13 protein-coding genes are annotated in these 15,794 nt (G+C 61.0%); 2 read left to right on the plus strand and 11 right to left on the minus strand.

Going from position 1 to position 15,794, the window contains the following annotated elements; translation table 11 throughout:
* The first annotated feature begins 5 nt into the window (after positions 1-5).
* Positions 6-2,411: a phosphoketolase family protein gene (locus tag LDN70_RS09975; RefSeq protein ID WP_223942497.1), complete on the plus strand. Its 2,406-nt coding sequence runs from the start codon at positions 6-8 to the stop codon at positions 2,409-2,411.
* A gap of 40 nt (positions 2,412-2,451) precedes the next feature.
* On the opposite strand, the gene LDN70_RS09980 is transcribed toward LDN70_RS09975, so the two are convergent.
* The 7 genes from LDN70_RS09980 to LDN70_RS10010 all read right to left on the minus strand — a co-directional run bounded on the left by LDN70_RS09980 (position 2,452) and on the right by LDN70_RS10010 (position 8,651).
* The gene (locus LDN70_RS09980; protein ID WP_223942629.1) at positions 2,452-2,547 is read right to left on the minus strand and encodes a multicopper oxidase domain-containing protein; all 96 of its coding nucleotides are present in this window, start codon (positions 2,545-2,547) and stop codon (positions 2,452-2,454) included.
* A gap of 139 nt (positions 2,548-2,686) precedes the next feature.
* A complete protein-coding gene (locus LDN70_RS09985) occupies positions 2,687-3,097 on the minus strand; it encodes a multicopper oxidase domain-containing protein (protein WP_223942498.1) in 411 nt (136 codons plus the stop codon).
* A gap of 159 nt (positions 3,098-3,256) precedes the next feature.
* Complete coding sequence (locus tag LDN70_RS09990) at positions 3,257-4,270, minus strand: hydroxyacid dehydrogenase (protein ID WP_142939377.1); 1,014 nt, start codon at positions 4,268-4,270, stop codon at positions 3,257-3,259.
* A complete protein-coding gene (locus LDN70_RS09995) occupies positions 4,267-5,178 on the minus strand; it encodes a carbohydrate ABC transporter permease (RefSeq protein ID WP_223942499.1) in 912 nt (303 codons plus the stop codon). The genes LDN70_RS09990 and LDN70_RS09995 overlap by 4 nt, the downstream gene beginning before the upstream one ends.
* Positions 5,175-6,104, minus strand: coding sequence for a carbohydrate ABC transporter permease (locus LDN70_RS10000; RefSeq protein ID WP_223942500.1), 930 nt, complete (start codon positions 6,102-6,104; stop codon positions 5,175-5,177). Before LDN70_RS10000 ends, LDN70_RS09995 begins: the two co-directional genes overlap by 4 nt.
* Positions 6,105-6,166: 62 nt before the next feature.
* Entirely contained in the window at positions 6,167-7,471 is a 1,305-nt protein-coding gene (locus LDN70_RS10005) for an ABC transporter substrate-binding protein (RefSeq protein ID WP_142939374.1), read from the minus strand.
* A gap of 88 nt (positions 7,472-7,559) precedes the next feature.
* Positions 7,560-8,651 (minus strand): substrate-binding domain-containing protein, encoded by a 1,092-nt coding sequence (locus LDN70_RS10010; protein WP_223942501.1) that lies wholly within the window; start codon positions 8,649-8,651, stop codon positions 7,560-7,562.
* A gap of 290 nt (positions 8,652-8,941) precedes the next feature.
* On the opposite strand from LDN70_RS10010, the gene LDN70_RS10015 reads away from it, so the two are divergent.
* Positions 8,942-11,875, plus strand: coding sequence for a polysaccharide lyase family 8 super-sandwich domain-containing protein (locus tag LDN70_RS10015; protein ID WP_223942502.1), 2,934 nt, complete (start codon positions 8,942-8,944; stop codon positions 11,873-11,875).
* Positions 11,876-12,029: 154 nt separating this feature from the next.
* On the opposite strand, the gene LDN70_RS10020 is transcribed toward LDN70_RS10015, so the two are convergent.
* The 4 genes from LDN70_RS10020 to LDN70_RS10035 form a co-directional block, all read right to left on the minus strand.
* A complete protein-coding gene (locus LDN70_RS10020; RefSeq protein ID WP_223942503.1) occupies positions 12,030-12,779 on the minus strand; it encodes a maleylpyruvate isomerase family mycothiol-dependent enzyme in 750 nt (249 codons plus the stop codon).
* Positions 12,779-13,615 (minus strand): fumarylacetoacetate hydrolase family protein, encoded by an 837-nt coding sequence (locus LDN70_RS10025; protein ID WP_223942504.1) that lies wholly within the window; start codon positions 13,613-13,615, stop codon positions 12,779-12,781. The genes LDN70_RS10020 and LDN70_RS10025 overlap by 1 nt, the downstream gene beginning before the upstream one ends.
* Positions 13,616-14,743 carry a cupin domain-containing protein gene (locus tag LDN70_RS10030; protein ID WP_223942505.1) on the minus strand — a complete coding sequence of 376 codons (1,128 nt, stop codon included), beginning with the start codon at positions 14,741-14,743 and terminating at the stop codon, positions 13,616-13,618.
* Between the two features lie 188 nt (positions 14,744-14,931).
* Positions 14,932-15,774 (minus strand): IclR family transcriptional regulator, encoded by an 843-nt coding sequence (locus LDN70_RS10035; protein WP_223942506.1) that lies wholly within the window; start codon positions 15,772-15,774, stop codon positions 14,932-14,934.
* Between the last annotated feature and the right edge of the window lie 20 nt (positions 15,775-15,794).

A 15,794-nucleotide genomic window follows, 5' to 3' on the forward strand; every position in this document is an offset into this window, starting at 1 on the left:
GCACCATGAGCCTGGAAGAGAACGCCACCGCTACCCATGCTGAGTCCAAAGAAGAGAACTTTGACCTCCTGCACCGGTATTGGTCCGCGGCCAATTATCTGACCGTTGGCCAGATCTACCTGCAGGAAAACCCCCTGCTCCGGGAACCGCTGCAAGTACAGCACATCAAACCCAGACTACTGGGTCACTGGGGAACAAGTCCCGGATTGTCTCTGATCTACGCGCACCTCAACCGCCTTATCCGTCGCACAAATGCGGAAGTTCTGTTCGTGGCCGGTCCCGGCCACGGGGGACCCGCCGTCGTCGCCAATACCTATCTGGAGGGCAGCTACTCGGAGGTTTATCCCGCCGTTGGCAAAGACGTCGAAGGGTTGCGGAGGCTGGTCCGGCAGTTCTCGACCCCGGGAGGCATCGCCAGCCACGTCGGCCCCGCCACCCCCGGTTCCATTCATGAAGGCGGCGAGTTGGGCTACTCCCTGATGCATGCCACCGGAGCGGCCATGGACAATCCGGACCTGATCATTGCCTGCGTGGTGGGTGACGGGGAGGCCGAAACCGGTCCTCTGGAGGGCTCGTGGAAGGCGCCCTCGTTCATCAATCCATGCAGGGATGGTGCTGTGCTTCCAATACTCCACCTCAACGGGTACAAGATCTCCGGCCCCACCGTGCTGGGCCTTCATACGAACCTGGAGGTAGCATCACTGCTGGAGGCCCACGGCTGGGATCCCGTCATCGTCTCCGGCGACGACCCAGACCGCGTCCACCCCGCCCTCGCCTCAGCGTTGGACGCAGCCTACGCATCGATCCGGACAATCCAGTCCCGCGCCCGCACAGAAGGAGTCGCCGGTCCCGCACGATGGCCGGCCATCATCCTACGCACCCCCAAAGGGTGGACAGGACCGGTGACAGTGGACGGAAAGCCCGTAGAAGGAACACACCGCTCCCACCAAGTCCCCCTGGCGGGCGTCAGCAAAAACCCCGATCACCTCAAGCAACTTGAGGCGTGGATGCGTTCGTACCGGCCGGAAGAACTGTTCGACGCCGACGGCCGGCTGATTCCCGAACTCGCGCAACTCGCCCCTGAAGGCGATCTGCGCATGGGGGCGTTGCCGGCCAGCCGTGGCGATGGAGGCCATGATCTGGTGATTCCAGGGCTCGATCAGTACGCCATAGAGGCCGTTCCCCGCGGTGCCGTGATGCATGAGAGCACCAGACCGTTGGGGGAAATGCTCCGGGATATCTACACCGGTACGGCCGAGGACCCAAGGTTCCGCCTCTTCTGCCCCGACGAAACCAACAGCAACAGGCTCGGCGCAGTATTCGAAGCCACCGACAGGTGCCTCCTGGAACCGGTAGCCGCGCTCGCCGACGATCATGTGTCCGCCAGCGGACGCGTGATGGAAGTCCTCTCCGAACACCTTTGCCAAGGGTGGCTGGAAGGATATGTGCTGACCGGACGCCACGGACTGTTTGCCAGCTACGAGGCGTTTGCGATGGTAAGTGCTTCCATGACCATCCAGCACGCCAAATGGCTCCAACATGCACGGGAACTGGAGTGGCGGAAGCCCGTTCCGAGTCTGAACATCCTGCTGACCTCCACTTGCTGGCGGAACGATCACAACGGCTTCAGTCATCAAGGCCCGGGTCTCATCGACACCGTCCTGTCCCTGTCCAGTACAGTCATCCGCGTCTATTTCCCTCCCGATGCGAACACTCTGCTGGTCACCGCGGAACACATGCTGAACAGCAAGGACTACGTGAATCTGGTGGTCATCGATAAACAGGAACATCTTCAGTACCTGACCCTCGAGGAGGCACGGAAGCACGCAGCTGTGGGTGCATCCACCTGGGATTGGGCTGGAAATGAAGCTTCTGGAACTCCGGCCGCCCAGAGACCGGACATTGTCCTCGCATGTGCCGGTGATGTTCCCACACAGGAAACATTGGCGGCGTCATGGTTGCTGAGGAAGTATGTCCCCGACATGTCCGTCCGGGTAGTCAACGTCATGGATGCCATGGTCCTGCCACCTCCGGACACGCATCCGCATGGGCTGGCAGGGGAAAAGTTCGAGGAACTCTTCACCGCCGACGTGGACGTTGTGATGGCGTGGCATGGTTACGCGAGGGCCCTGCATCAACTCCTGCACGGCCGCCCGCACCCCGAGCGGTTCCATGTTCGTGGTTACAACGAGCAAGGCACCACCACCACTCCGTTCGACATGGTGGTCCTTAATAAGGTCAGCCGGTACCACTTGGTGATGGAAGCACTACGCCGGGCACATGGGCAGTTTGCCGGGGCAGACCAACTGCTGCAGCATTGCAGGTCGCAGTTGGAGGACCACGCCAGGTATATCCGCGAGCACTTTGAGGACCTCCCTGAAATCAGGGACTGGGTGTGGACGCAGCAGTAGGCTTCCAAACGGCGTATTCCTCAACGGCCTGACCTGCCGCTCAGGTCGCTTGGACAGTGGTCAGCATGCCTTGGTCTTCGTGATCGAGGATGTGGCAATGGAAAACGGTGCGGCCGGGGAAGTCATCGAATGCCACCCGGATTCCAGAGAACAAATGTCCAGTGTGCCTTCACCGGCCGGGCCGCCACGTCCGATGGCCGGGTCCCCCATCATGGGACTCATGCTGCCACGGTTCACAGGGGCAGCCGTGAGCGTGGCATACGCTTCCCGGGTTTTCACGAGCAGTTCCACCCGGTTGCCCGGTGCGAGAACCACCTCTGTAACTTCCTCAGGCTCCGGCAAATAGCCGATGTCACGGCTGAGCAGGCGGACCTGCTGTCCGTCAAGGGACAATCGCAGGTACCGGGAGGGGCAGGCATTGATGATCGGTCCGGCCGGGCAAGGTTGCCGTCGGCGTCGAGGGACAAATCGGAGATCACCATCACCCTTTCCTTCGTGACTGGAATCGGTTCGGTGTCCTCCACCACTATCGCGCCGCAGAGACAACCGGCCACTTGGTCGGCAGCATGGCCGTGGTGACGGGGGTGGTACCAGTAAGTGCCCGGTGGGTGGTCAGCAGGGAGTGTGCACTCGTAGTCGAATGTTTCGCCCGGGCTACGCTGACGAAGGGGTTGGCACCGGGCCACTGTTCACGCACAGCCCGGCACTGACCGCGGCTGTGGCGCCCGCTCCTGCTGCACTCAGCACCAGCAGGAGGGGCGCGTCAACGGTTTCACTGGCTGCTTCTTTCTAGTACTTCCAGTATGCGCCGTATTTCCGCCCTGCTTATTGCTGCACAGGCTCCGTCAGGCCGTCCTGGCCAGGTCCGATGCGGCTACTGGGTAGCGCAGGTCCAGATGTGCGGCCGCGCGGGCAGCTTCGTCAAGTGCGGCTGCTGCGAGGCGTTCCAATTCCGTGCCCATGGACCCTGCGATGTGTGGCGACATCAGCACGTTGGGATGGTTGTAGAGAAGATCGCCGGGCGGGAGGACCCAAGGCGTGGTCACGTCGAGAATGGCGTACAAGTCGCCGTTAAGGATCCGGGCACGCAGGGCCTCGTGGTCCACCAGGGCGCCTCTGGCAGTGTTGATCAGGGTGGCGCCGGGGCGGATCAGTCCGAGTCTTTCTTTGTTCAGCAGGTTCTGCGTATCGGGGAGATCGGGTGCATTAAGGGAGATAACGTCGCTGTTGGCCAGGAGCGTTTCCAAATCCGTCAGTTCAGCGCCAAGACTTTCGGCTTCTGCGGGGGTGAGGTAAGGGTCCGTTATGAGAATGTGGAAGTCGAAACCGTGGAGTTTCTGCAGGACCAAGCGACCGATCTTTGAGGCTCCGATGACCCCGACTGTTTTCCTGTAATTGCCAAGGGAAGGGAACAAGTCCTCGGCTGGCAGTGCGCCTTGCTCCTTGGCATAGGCAGCTGAGAGCTGCAGGACCTTCTTGTTGGCCAGCAGGATCATGGCGAGTGTGTATTCAGCTACTGGTATCGAATTTGCGACGGCGGCTGAGCTGACTTGGATGCCTCTGTCCCATACTTCTTCGGTGATGTGATCCTTGACAGTGCCGGCGGCGTGCAGCACGTATTGCAGCATAGGTGCTTGGTCCAGGACTTCAGCGGTGAGGGGCGGGCAACCCCAGCCCGTAATGAGGATCTCCGTGCGGGCGAGTATTCCGTTGGCCCTGGCATCCGTGAAGGTCGTCATCGGTTGGCTGTCCAGCACCCGAATCTTGCTTGGGTCAATTGAACCAAGCAGGGTGGAGGTGAAAAGCCTGCCGGCTACATCTGCGGACATGGCGAAGGCCGCGGCGAGTGGCCTGTTCACTTCACCGCTCCTGCTGAGAGGCCTGACTTCCAGAATCGTTGGAGCATGGTGAATGCCAGTAAGAGGGGTATCACGGACATGAGGGCCCCGGTTATGACCAGGACGCTGTATTCCGGGTTGCCGCTGGTGTACCCCTGCCACAAAGCCATGCCCAAGGAGACGGGGAACAGCTCCTGGGTGTTGAGCATTACCAAGGGGAGCATGTAGTTGTTCCAGATCGCAACGAACTGGAACAACGCGATGGTGACGAAGCCGGGACCAATCATCGGGACGGCAATCGAGACAAACGTCCTGATCGGCCCGGCGCCGTCCATACGGGAAGCCTCTAGGGTCTCGTCAGGAATGTAGGACTGGCTGAAGATCCGGGCAAGGTAAACGCTGAAGGGATTGCACAGTGCCGGAAGAATGATCGACCAGATGCTGTTCGTGAGGTTCATAGTGGAGAAAAGCATGTAGAGCGGGAGAACTGTAGCTGTGTTGGGAATCAGGACACCCACAAGCACGAACCCGAACAGTTTGCTGCGACCCCTGAACTTGAACTTGTCGAAAGCGTAGCCGGCCATCACGGAGATCAAGCCGCCGACGACAGCGCCGATGCCGGCATAGAGGAAACTGTTGAGCATCCATTTGGCAAAGATGCCGTCGTTCTCTTGGAATAGTGCGATGAGGTTGTCCAGGAGGGCGATGTTGCCTAGTTCCAATATGCCGCTGGAGTACAGGTCCTGAACATTCTTTAGCGATGCCAGGACAAGCCACAAGATCGGCAGGATCATATAGAGGCTTCCGAGGACCAGGAGCCCGTTGACGGCTACGGTGCTTCTGGCGCTGACCCTTAGCTTTTTCCGGGGCCGGCTGTTGGCAGCATTTGTTTGGCGCGCTTCGGAACGGGGTTTCTCGAGAATGCTCATGCGTTGACGTTCCTAGAGTTGAACCGGGTGACAAAGTAGGACACCACGGCGGCCAGCGCAGCGATGATAATTGAGGCTGCTGCTGCCTGGTTAAGGTCCAACCGGTTGAAGGCTGCGTCATAGGCCCACATGTTGGGCACGTAGCCGGGAGTGACGCTGGATGCGGCCTTGTACAGGATGGAGGGTTCGGTGAACAGCTGCAAGGCACCGATGCTGGTGAAGAGCACGATGACACCGAGCGCGGGAAGAACCAAGGGAAGTTTGATGCTGATGGCTGCACGGATCTGTCCCGCCCCATCGACAACGGCAGCTTCGAGGACTTCCTGGGGTATCGCCTGAAGAGCGGTGTAAATGATGATGACGTTGTAACCGGTCCACTGCCAGACAGCGATGTTGACCATGGCGGGTAGTACGAGTTCGGAGGAGAAGAAGTTCAGCGAGATGCCGCCGTTCTCCAGTGCCTGCACGACCGGGCTGACGCCGGGGGTGTAGAGGTAGGTCCAGATCAGGGCCGCAATGACCCCCGGAACGGCGTGAGGCAGGAACAGCAGCAGCTGGAAAAGCCGTTTGGCGCGGGCGGCAAGAGCGTCGAGCAGCAGTGCCAGAACAATCGCTCCTCCAATCATGACTGGGATGTACATGACGACGTAAAGTCCGATCCGGCCGAATCCTTGGAGGAACGACTCCGAAGAGAGGACTTGAAGGTAGTTCGTGATGCCTACAAACGTCGTTTGCGGGGCACCTCCGAATCCCAACCCTGATTTCTGCTCGGAGAAGAGGCTCAGAACTACGGAGTAAACAACTGGGCCGATCATGCACAGCATGAACAGGACAAAGAAGGGAGTTAGGAAGATCGCGGCGGTTCGCCCGCCGCCGCCCTTGTCCCTCTTACTCTTCGGGCGCAAAGTGCCGCTAATGGTTGACATGGGGTGCTCCTTCTTCGTCCTGCTCAGTGCGTAGTGCTTAGTGCTCAGTGGGTGGGGTAGGTCTACTTGACCGAAAGCCCTGATTGCTTGAGCCCAGTAATGGTTTTGTCCTGGATACTGTCGAGACTTGTAGCGAGATTTCCCCCGGCGCTGAGTGTTCCGAAGGCGTCTTTGGCCGCTGAATTGGTGACATCGAAGTTCGGGCCCCATTGCCAGTCCTTGCGGACAGTTCCGGCCGCCTCGTCAAAGACGGACCAGATGTCATTGGCGAAGAAGCTGGCGTCGAAGGCCTTCTTGGCGGTGGCCGTCAGTTCCGGGTCCGCCAAGTACGCTGAACCGGTATTTCCTCGGGCCGCGATGGCGCGCGGATCGGTAGTCAGGAACTCTGCGAATTTGGCGGCAGCTGCGGGATTTTTGCTGGTCTTCGGAACGGCGAACGTTGATCCGCCATAGAGCGACGTTGCGGGGGTATTCCATTGAGGGAGTTTGGCCGCTATCCACTTTTTCTCCTGGCCTTTGGCCCGAGCCTGGATAGAGGTAGCGCTCCAGCTCGCTCCGGCGATGCCGGCTGCCTTGCCCGTGGCAATGTCGGCAGTCCACTCGTCGCTGTAGGAGTTGACCACTTTCACAGTCTTGTCATTGATCATCCGCTGCCACAGGTCCGCGACTTCTTTGCTGGCGGCGTCATTAACCCCAACATTCCAGGTAGTGTCCTGGGCTGAGAACCATCGTGCGTCGTTCTGCCAAGCGAGGCCTGCGAACCACGTTGGTTCATTGGGGTTGAACGACGCCAGGTACGTGCCAGGGTATTTCGCCTGCACAGCTTTACCGGCTGCCTCGAATTCCTTCCAGGTCTGGGGGACACTGGATCCTGCCCCGGCAAGGAGGTCTTCGCGGTACCACATCAGCATGGGCGGTGCGTCGTAGGGCAGGGCCCACGTCTTACCGCCCAGCTGAACCAGACTCTTGCTGGAGTCGTTGTATTTCTCCAGTGTTTCCTTCGCGACGACGCCGTCCAGCGGCTGGAGCTGATCCGAACTGGCGAACTGGGGGAGTGCGTAATACTCGACGGTCGCCACATCTGGAGCAGTTCCCGCACCGATGGCGGCCGCCAGTTTCGCGTAGCCGCCGTTGGCGCCGGTGGGGACGGTTTCGAACTTGACTTTGATTTTGTCTTGGGAGTTGTTGAAAGCCTGAGCCACTTTATCCATGTTCGGCAAAGCTGACCAGAATGTGATGTCCCCTGTGGCTTCAGCAGGAGCTGAAGATGCGGTGGCGGTAACGGTATTTGATGAGCCGCAACCTGTCAGGGCCAGGGCGCCTGCCAACGCCGCAGCGCCGAGCGTGGAAACTCTAGTAAAGCGCATGATGTCTCCTTGGAAATGTGAAACGGATAACATCATGAAATGTTTGATTGAACCTCAAAACAAGACTTAGACGGTCAATCGCACATAATCAACCATTCTGCAGAAGGCTGGACTCCCTAACAATCAGTTCAGGTAGGAGGGCTGCCCTTACCCGCGCAGGACGTGGGACTGCGGTGGACGAGGAGATGTCATCGAAACACATCTTCAAGGCCGTATAACCGACTTGCCACTTCGGAGGAGCCACGGCCGTCAACGGAACCGGCGCCAGGGAAGCAATCTCGTCGTCATAAGCGACGATCGTGAACCCCTCTGGAAGCTCCAAACTCGAATCCTGGGTCAGTTCCATCAGTGTCACTGCTGCCTCATCGGGCAGGACGAGGGCGGCGGTGACGCGCTCATCAACGCAACGTTTCAAGAAGTGCTCTAGGGACCCGCGGACGGCCGCGAGACCGTCACCAGTTGGCGCTATCCGTCCGTGAACATAACGTGCCGTTCCGGTCGCGGCCGCTCGGAGTGCGCGTTCAAACCCTTGGTGCACAAGTGGCTCGGTAGGGCTCGGCCTGGCGGCCAAGGCCAGCCGGCGATGCCCGAGGGCGAGCAAGTGACGGACACTGATTTCAGCCCCATGGGCGTGGTCGGTCCGAACGGCTTGGAAGGGAGTCTGCGCTGATGCGCCGTCCAAGAGTCGTTCCATGATGACTACGGGGATATCCACTTCCCCGAGCATTTTGTAGGTCAAGGACCCCGGCTCGAACGAATCGCTCGGGGTCACGATCAAGCCATCAAAATCATTGGAGAGCATCCGTTGTATCTGACGGCACTCCTCTTCCTGCGAATAGTCGGAGACTCCCAGGATAAGGCGGACGCCTCTCTCCGAGGCTGCGGCCTCGGCTCCGCGGATGATCGCAGGGAAATAGTACGTAGAGGCCGGCACAATCATCCCGATGGTCGCGATGGAAATCTTCCTCTTGTTCCCGACATCCGGCTGCAGTGCGGCCGTTCCAGGGGAGATGGCTCCGCCATGGATGCGATCGACCAGGCCCTTTTCCCTGAGTGACGCCAGATCCCTGCGAATTGTCATCGGCGACAGTCCTGTCCTCCGGGCATACTCGGTGACCTTGATTTCACCCCTGATCTCAATCTCGCGGAGTATGGCCGCCTGCCTTGTTTCCTGGAACATCAGCCCAGTCTTGCTGTTTGATCGTGTTCGAGTCAACAATCCATCAAGCTCAATCAAGTCTCGACGTCGGCCCGCTTACAACCCTGGAGTAACTAGTGAGTTGAGGGCTTGTCCTACGACCTTTCCTTGAACAAGGCCGCAGACATTACTTTTCAGTCTCGTCGCGGGAGTTTTCTCGGCTGTGCGAGTGTGATCGTTTTCCGGATCTCCTCATCGCATCGGTGTACTGCTTGTTCCTACCTCGGCCTGAGACCAGGCCGTGTAGTGCGCAGTACTGTCAAGGAGGACAGATGAATCGTGAGGATCCATTCACGCTGGCCATGCCCGGAATCAGCAGGCGGGGCGTTTTACGTTTGTCAGGTGCTGCGGCCGCAGTGGCGGCCATCGGCTCTGTCATGCGGCCTCAAAGCGCGTGGGCCGGCGACACCTATGATGCTATGCGGGCAACGTGGGTCGCTAACCTGACGGGAAACGGATTCAACCCTGCTGCGGCCCCGTTTTCCACAGCGCTGGCAACGCTGGGCAGCGACGCGGCAGCCTATCGCAACTCCATGACCGCCGGCGGAGCAGCTCTGTGGCCTGATCTGCCCGTTGGTTCGGTCTCTGCCAACGTCACGGCCTGCTATAAGCGGCTGCGAACCATGGCGCTTGCCTACGGTCAACAGGGCAGTGGAATAACTGGCGACCCCTCATTGGCAGCAAGCATCGCAGCCGGGCTGGATTGGATGCACACAAACGCGTACTCACCGACCACCGCCACCTTCAACAACTGGTGGGATTGGCAAATCGGGGCACCATCTAACATGCTGGACACGGTCCTGCTGATGTACGGACAACTGACAGGGGCCCAGATCGCGAACTACTGCGCCGCAATTGATCACTTCGTCCCGGCAGCGGTGGTGTCGAGTTACACCGGAAACAGTACCGGGGCGAATCGTGCGGATCTCTGCAAGGTACTGGCGCTGCGAGGAGTACTTGCCAAGGACCCCACCCCTATCGCGGTCGCGCAGGCCGGACTTTCACCAATCTTCCCGTACGTGCTCGCCGGCGATGGACTTTACGCCGATGGAAGCTTCGTGCAGCACACGTGGATTCCGTACACCGGAACCTACGGTGAAGTGCTGCTCAACAACCTCAGCAGGCTGACAGCGCTGCTGGCGGGTACACCATGGATGATCACTGACCCCCAGGCACAAAACTTCTACGACTCGGTTACTGACGCGTACGCACCCTTCATATTCAACGGTCTGGTCATGGACGGCGTGTGCGGACGTGGAAGCAGCAGGGGCCTTCGAGCCAACGGTTTGGGCCGCTCCAGCGACCACGCACGAGGCCATCTCCTCGTTTCCCACATCCTGCGGCTGGCACACACCGGAGCAGTGCCCGCGGCGCAGGCGGCGGCGTGGAAAGCCATGGTCAAAGGGTGGCTGGAGCGCGAATATTATGAGCCGTTGCTGAACGACACTAACCTGGAAATTCCCGAGCTGGCACGTGCACAGGCGCTCTTGAGCGACTCAAGCATCACGGCTTCGGCTGAACCCGTCGAACACCGACTATTCGGTATGGACCGCGCCGTGCACCGTCGCGCCACGTGGGCGGCAGCCATCAGCATGTGCTCAACAAGGACCGGTTTCTATGAATATGGCAACGGCGAGAATCTACGCGGCTGGCATACCAACAGCGGCATGCTCTATTGGTGGGGCGATAATCACAGTAATGGGCAGTTCTCCGATGAATTTTGGCCTACCGTCGACCCATATTCCCTCCCCGGAACGACCGTCTCCACGAAGGCACTAGCAGATGGTGCAGGTCAGGCGTGGGGCAAGGACCGTCCGAACGCGGCGTGGGCAGGTGGGACAACCGATGGGACGTTCGCCGTCCTCGGTCAGGACGTCCGCGGCCTTCAGTCGACTCTTGCCGGGAAAAAGTCGTGGTTCTGCCTGGACGATTCGATTTTCTGCCTAGGGGCTGGAATCACGGCCAGCGACGGTGCAGGCGTCCGCACCACGATCGATAACAGAAATATGGGTGCTACGAACACCTTCACCTTTTCGGTCAACGGCACAACACAACCGACGAACCTCGGCTGGGTCGACACGTTTACTGACCCGCAATACATGACGGCCAGTGGCGTGGGTTCTTGGGTTTTCCCACAGGGCGGTTCGGTCACAGCAAAGCGGACTGCCCGCAGCGGCAAATGGTCCGACATCAACACCGGCGGCGCCACCACGCCGCTCACCCGCAATTACGTGACAATGTCCTTCGAGCACGGCACCAACCCATCGGGAGCGAGTTATTGCTACCAACTCATGCCAGGGGCAACGGCGGCGCAGGCGGCGGCGCGTGCAACAACGCCAAACGTAACTGTACTGTCCAACACGGCGACAGTGCAGGCGATCAAGGTGCCGCTCCTTGGCCTGACGATGGCAAACTTCTTCGCCGCCGGCACGGCCGGACCGATCACAGTGGACAAACCCTGTTCGGTGCTGGTCCGCGAGCAAAATGGAGCGATGGTGGTCCATATCTCCGATCCGACCCGGACCACCACAACAGTACAGGTCACGATTGCAAGCACCGCCTACACGAAGGTTGCTGGCGCGCCAATAGGCATCACCGCATTGACCGCCACGGGCAAAGTCGTATTGCTGGCAGAAGTTGGTGGAACGCTTGGCGCTAGCCGCACAATAAGCCTTTCCAGTACCGGGACAACGATCATTCCCACAACAGCCATTCAGCTGGCCCCCACGGCTACCGCCTACATCCGCGACGGGTCGTACGCGGGCACCAACTACGGCGGCCTCAGCACAATGGTTGTGAAGAACACCAACTCGACTGCCAGCGGTTACACCCGCCGATCCCTGACCAAATTTGACCTGACCGGAATCACAGGCACCGTACAGCGTGCTGTGCTCTGGGTACACGGCAACGTGCAGGACTCGGCTGGAGTTCAGACCACCCTCCAGGCATTCGCACAGGGCGCGGCCCCGTGGTCCGAGTCAACGGTCACCTGGAACAATGCGCCAGCACTCGGTGCCGCCCTCAGCAGCGGTCTCCTGGGCACCGCCAGGGACTGGGTTGCGCTCGATGTGACCAGCGCCGTTGCAGCAGCATCGGGAGCCGTTTCCCTCGCAGTCTATGAGCCGTTGGGGGCGGTGGGACTGGCGGCCGTGCTCGATACCAGACTCGGGCTGCAGCCGCCTCAACTCCAGTTGATCACCAAATGACCTAGCTCCCGGGACCGGGCGGGATGTCAGGGTCCCTGTTGACTACGTTCGGCCGGGTGTGAAGCCCTGACTGCTTATCTGTCCAATAGGCATACCTCATCCTGATTTATGAGTAGCATCGGGGGTTTGTGGCTACTAATGGCATCGGCCGCGGCTAAATCCACTTCGGGGCAGCTGGCGTCGTTCCTTGGGTGAGTGGCCCGTCGGCATTGACGCCGTTGGTGCCGCGGCCGGTGGCCCATTCGACGACGGCGGGCAGGGTGCCGGTGATGAGCGTCGGGTCTGCGGCGGCAGTGTCGCCGAACGTCAACTCCGTGTCATCTACTGTGATGAGGAGTCCGGTGTCGGTACCGCGGGTTTTCCATGCGCCGGTGATGTCTTTGAGCAAACGTTCGAGGACCGGGGCGGGGATGTCGTTGAAGGTGGCTCCGTTGTCCAGGTCCACAGCGTGGGTCCAGACTTCGCGGGTGCGCATCCATACGGTTTCGGAGGCGGGGACTGTTCTGCCTTGGGCGGTGCGGACCTCGTTTTCCCAGTTCAAGTCGGGCAGGTCGCGCCATTCCACGGACAGGTGCACCGCGGAATGGTCGAACAGGTTCCGCAGTGCAATCGGGGATAGGGTCGCGCCGAAATCGATCTCGTGGTTCCGTGCCTCGGCGGAGGGGTACATGGGCGTCTCCACCCCTGTGGCAGCCCACTCCACCAAGCGCGCGATCGCGCGGGCGTTGTATCCCACGTGCGCCACCACATGGCGGCGGGTCCAGTCCGGAAGGAGGGTGCCGCCGTCGAGTTCTGCATCGGAGAGTTCGTTCAGTTTGCGGGCGAAGAAGGCGGTGCCCCGCCGCGCCTGCAGGAGATCTTCCTGCAAGCGCGGATCGGTGGCGAGATCGTGGCGGGCGACCATCAGGCTTCCTTGACCACTCGGTTGTTTAGCTGGCCCAGGCCCTCGATGGTGGTGACCAGGAGCTGGCCTTCCTGCAGGTACCGCTTGGGGTCCTGGGCATGGCCCACTCCGCCGGGGGTGCCAGTGGCGATCACGTCGCCCGGGTTCAGGGTGATGATGGTGGAGATGTAGGAGACCAGGAATTCGGGGGTGAACACGAGGTCGCCGGTGGGGGTGGACTGCTGGATCTCGCCGTCCACGGCCGAGGTCATGAGTGGGCCGGCGGTGAACTCGTCCTTGGTGACCAGGGCCGGGCCGAACGGTGTGGAGTTCTCCCACGTTTTGCCCTGCAGCCACTGGATGGTGCGGAACTGGTAGTCGCGCATGGAGACGTCGTTCAGGACCGCGTACCCGGCAATGTGGTCCGCGGCGTCGGCCTCGGCGATGCGGCGGCCCTTCTTGCCAATGATCACGGCGAGTTCGGCTTCCCAGTCCACGGTGTCCGATTCCTGCGGCAGCGCCAGGTCATCGTTCGGGCCGATCAGCGATTCGGTGTACTTCGCAAACAAGGTGGGGTGCTCCGGGATTTCCCGGCCCATTTCCTTGATGTGGTTGCGGTAGTTGTGACCCACGCAGATGATCTTCCCCGGTGTGGGCACGACGGCGGCGAGGTCGGCGCCGTCGAGCGCGTGCGTTGCGCCGTTGGCCGCCGCAGCAGTGGTTGCCCAAGCGGGATCCTGCAGCAGCGCGCCGACATCGGCGAAGCCGGTGATCTCCGTGAGGGTGTCGCCGTCCTGGCGGACGGCCACGGTGCCTTTGCCGGCGGCGTTTTCGGTGCGGAGGGTGAGGAGTCTCATTTACTTGCGTCCTTCGGTGTAGCTGCGGTTGAAGTTCAGTCGTTCAAAGATGGGGGCGTCACTGAAGCGGAACAGATCAAACTCTGTTTCGGACTGCAAGGACCACTCCTGCCAGGACGGGACCACGAACAAGTCGCCCTTGGCCAGCTGCTTGGTCTCGCCGTTCAACACGACGGTGCCGGTGCCCTCAAAGACCTGCCAGACACTGGATCCGACCTCGCGGAGCGGCTCGGTGGCGGCGCCGGCGCGGAGGCGGTGGAACTCGGCCCGGATGGTGGGCATCACGTCCCCGCCGGTGGTGGGGTTTGAGTACCGGATGGCGGCATGGCCCTGGGACACCGTGGCAGGGTGGCCCTCGTCTTCGAGGAGGAGCTGCTCGCGGAGGGCTGCGTCCGTGTGTTCCCAGCGGTACGCGGCAATGGGGGAGTTGGTGGTGTCATCAAGGCCGGAGAGGGGGCGCAGGCCGGGGTGGGCCCAGAGCCGTTCGGAACGGGAAAGGTCCGGGGTGGCTTCGTCGGTGACACGTTCGGTGCCGAACTCAAAGAACCCGGCATCGGCGTAGTGCACGAACGGTATGTCCAGGCCATCGATCCACGCCATGGGTTGACCGGTGTCATTGTGGTGGCCGTGGAAGTTCCAGCCCGGGGTGAGCAGGAAATCGCCGCGACGCATCGCCACCGGATCCCCGTTCACCACAGTCCACACACCCTCGCCCTCGACGACGAAACGGAACGCGTTCTGCGAATGGCGGTGCTCCGGAGCAACCTCATGGGCGCCCAGGTACTGGATCGCGGCCCACAACGTCGGCGTGGCATATGGGGTGCCGGCGAGGCCGGGGTTCGCCAGCGCTATGGCCCGCCGTTCTCCACCGCGGCCCACGGGAACCAGATCACCCGCACGTGCGGCCAGTGGATACAGGTCGTTCCACCGCCATACGTGGGGCACAGCCTTCGGCGTAGGAACCATCGGCATCAGATCGCCGATCTCCGTCCATAACGGAACCATGTTCCCGGCAGCGAAGTCCTTATACAACTGCTCCAACTGGGCAGCTTCCTCCGGTGTGGGCTCAGGCAAGGCGTGGCTGGCGGCCACTGATTCATGAGTCGTGTTCTCGGCGCTGATGGACACGGGGGCCTCCTCGATAGGGTCCGAACGGTGTTGGCGTAGTTCGACCCTACGGAGGGCCCGGGCGGGAATCAGAGAAGTTTCTGCTGTGCAGAATAACCATGCGCGTTGCGGGGCCCGCTCTGCGGGGAATGGAGCTCGTTTTAGGCGCAGAGCGGGCCTCGCAACTCGGGGGTGGTCGCGTTGTGGATCTATTCGGCTCCGTCGGCCGGGTTAGCCGCGATGTCCACTTCAAGTTGTCGGCAGGTCTCGCGCAGGGCGGCGACCAATCCGGCGTCGAACACTTTACGGAACCGGGTGGCAGGCGTGGCGACGCTGAGCGCGCCCACCACGTGCCCATGCCGGTTGTGGAGTGCCATCCCGAGTGCGCTAACGCCTTCCTCCGTGCCCTCGAAGTTGGCCGCGAATCCGTTGCCGCGGATAGTGTCCAGCTCCCGCAGAAACGCCGGATACTCGGCGTCGGGAATGGTGTCGCCGCCGATTTCGGCATTCTGGCTTCGGAACAGTTGCTCGATCATGCCAGGTTCCAGTTCTGCCAGCATCACCTTGCCACCTGATGTTCTGTTGGCAGGCATCACGGTTCCTTGCCGGTCACCGATGCGCAGGACGTTGCTGCCTTCCACGGTAGCGAGGAACCTCACTTTCGTGCCCACGCGCACCATCAAGTTAACTGTCTCATCGAGCCGCGAAGACAAGAGCTCCATGTGAGGCTGTGCCAGGCCCCTCAGGAGCCGGGTCCAGCTCAGTCCTGCCGGGCCCACGCCCATGGCCGGCCCGGGGACGTACCGGCGGTTTTCGTCCTGGACGGCGAAGCCGCGATACACGAGCATTGCCAGAAGCCTGTGGGCAGTAGAAGGTGCAACACCCAGCTCGGCTGCTGCGTCCTTGAGTCGAAGGGCACCGCCGTCGCGAAGAAGCTGGAGGAGCTGTAAAGCATTGTCCACAGCCTCGATGGAATACGTGGGCCGTTTCTGGACAGGTTTCCGGTTCTGGGCCGGTATCCCGCGCTGCTTCGAGGCTGAGTTGTTCTGCACAACAGAATTCTATAACCTTG

The sequence above is a fragment of the Arthrobacter sp. StoSoilB22 genome (genome assembly GCF_019977315.1).
In the GTDB taxonomy this organism is placed as follows: Bacteria; Actinomycetota; Actinomycetes; order Actinomycetales; family Micrococcaceae; genus Arthrobacter.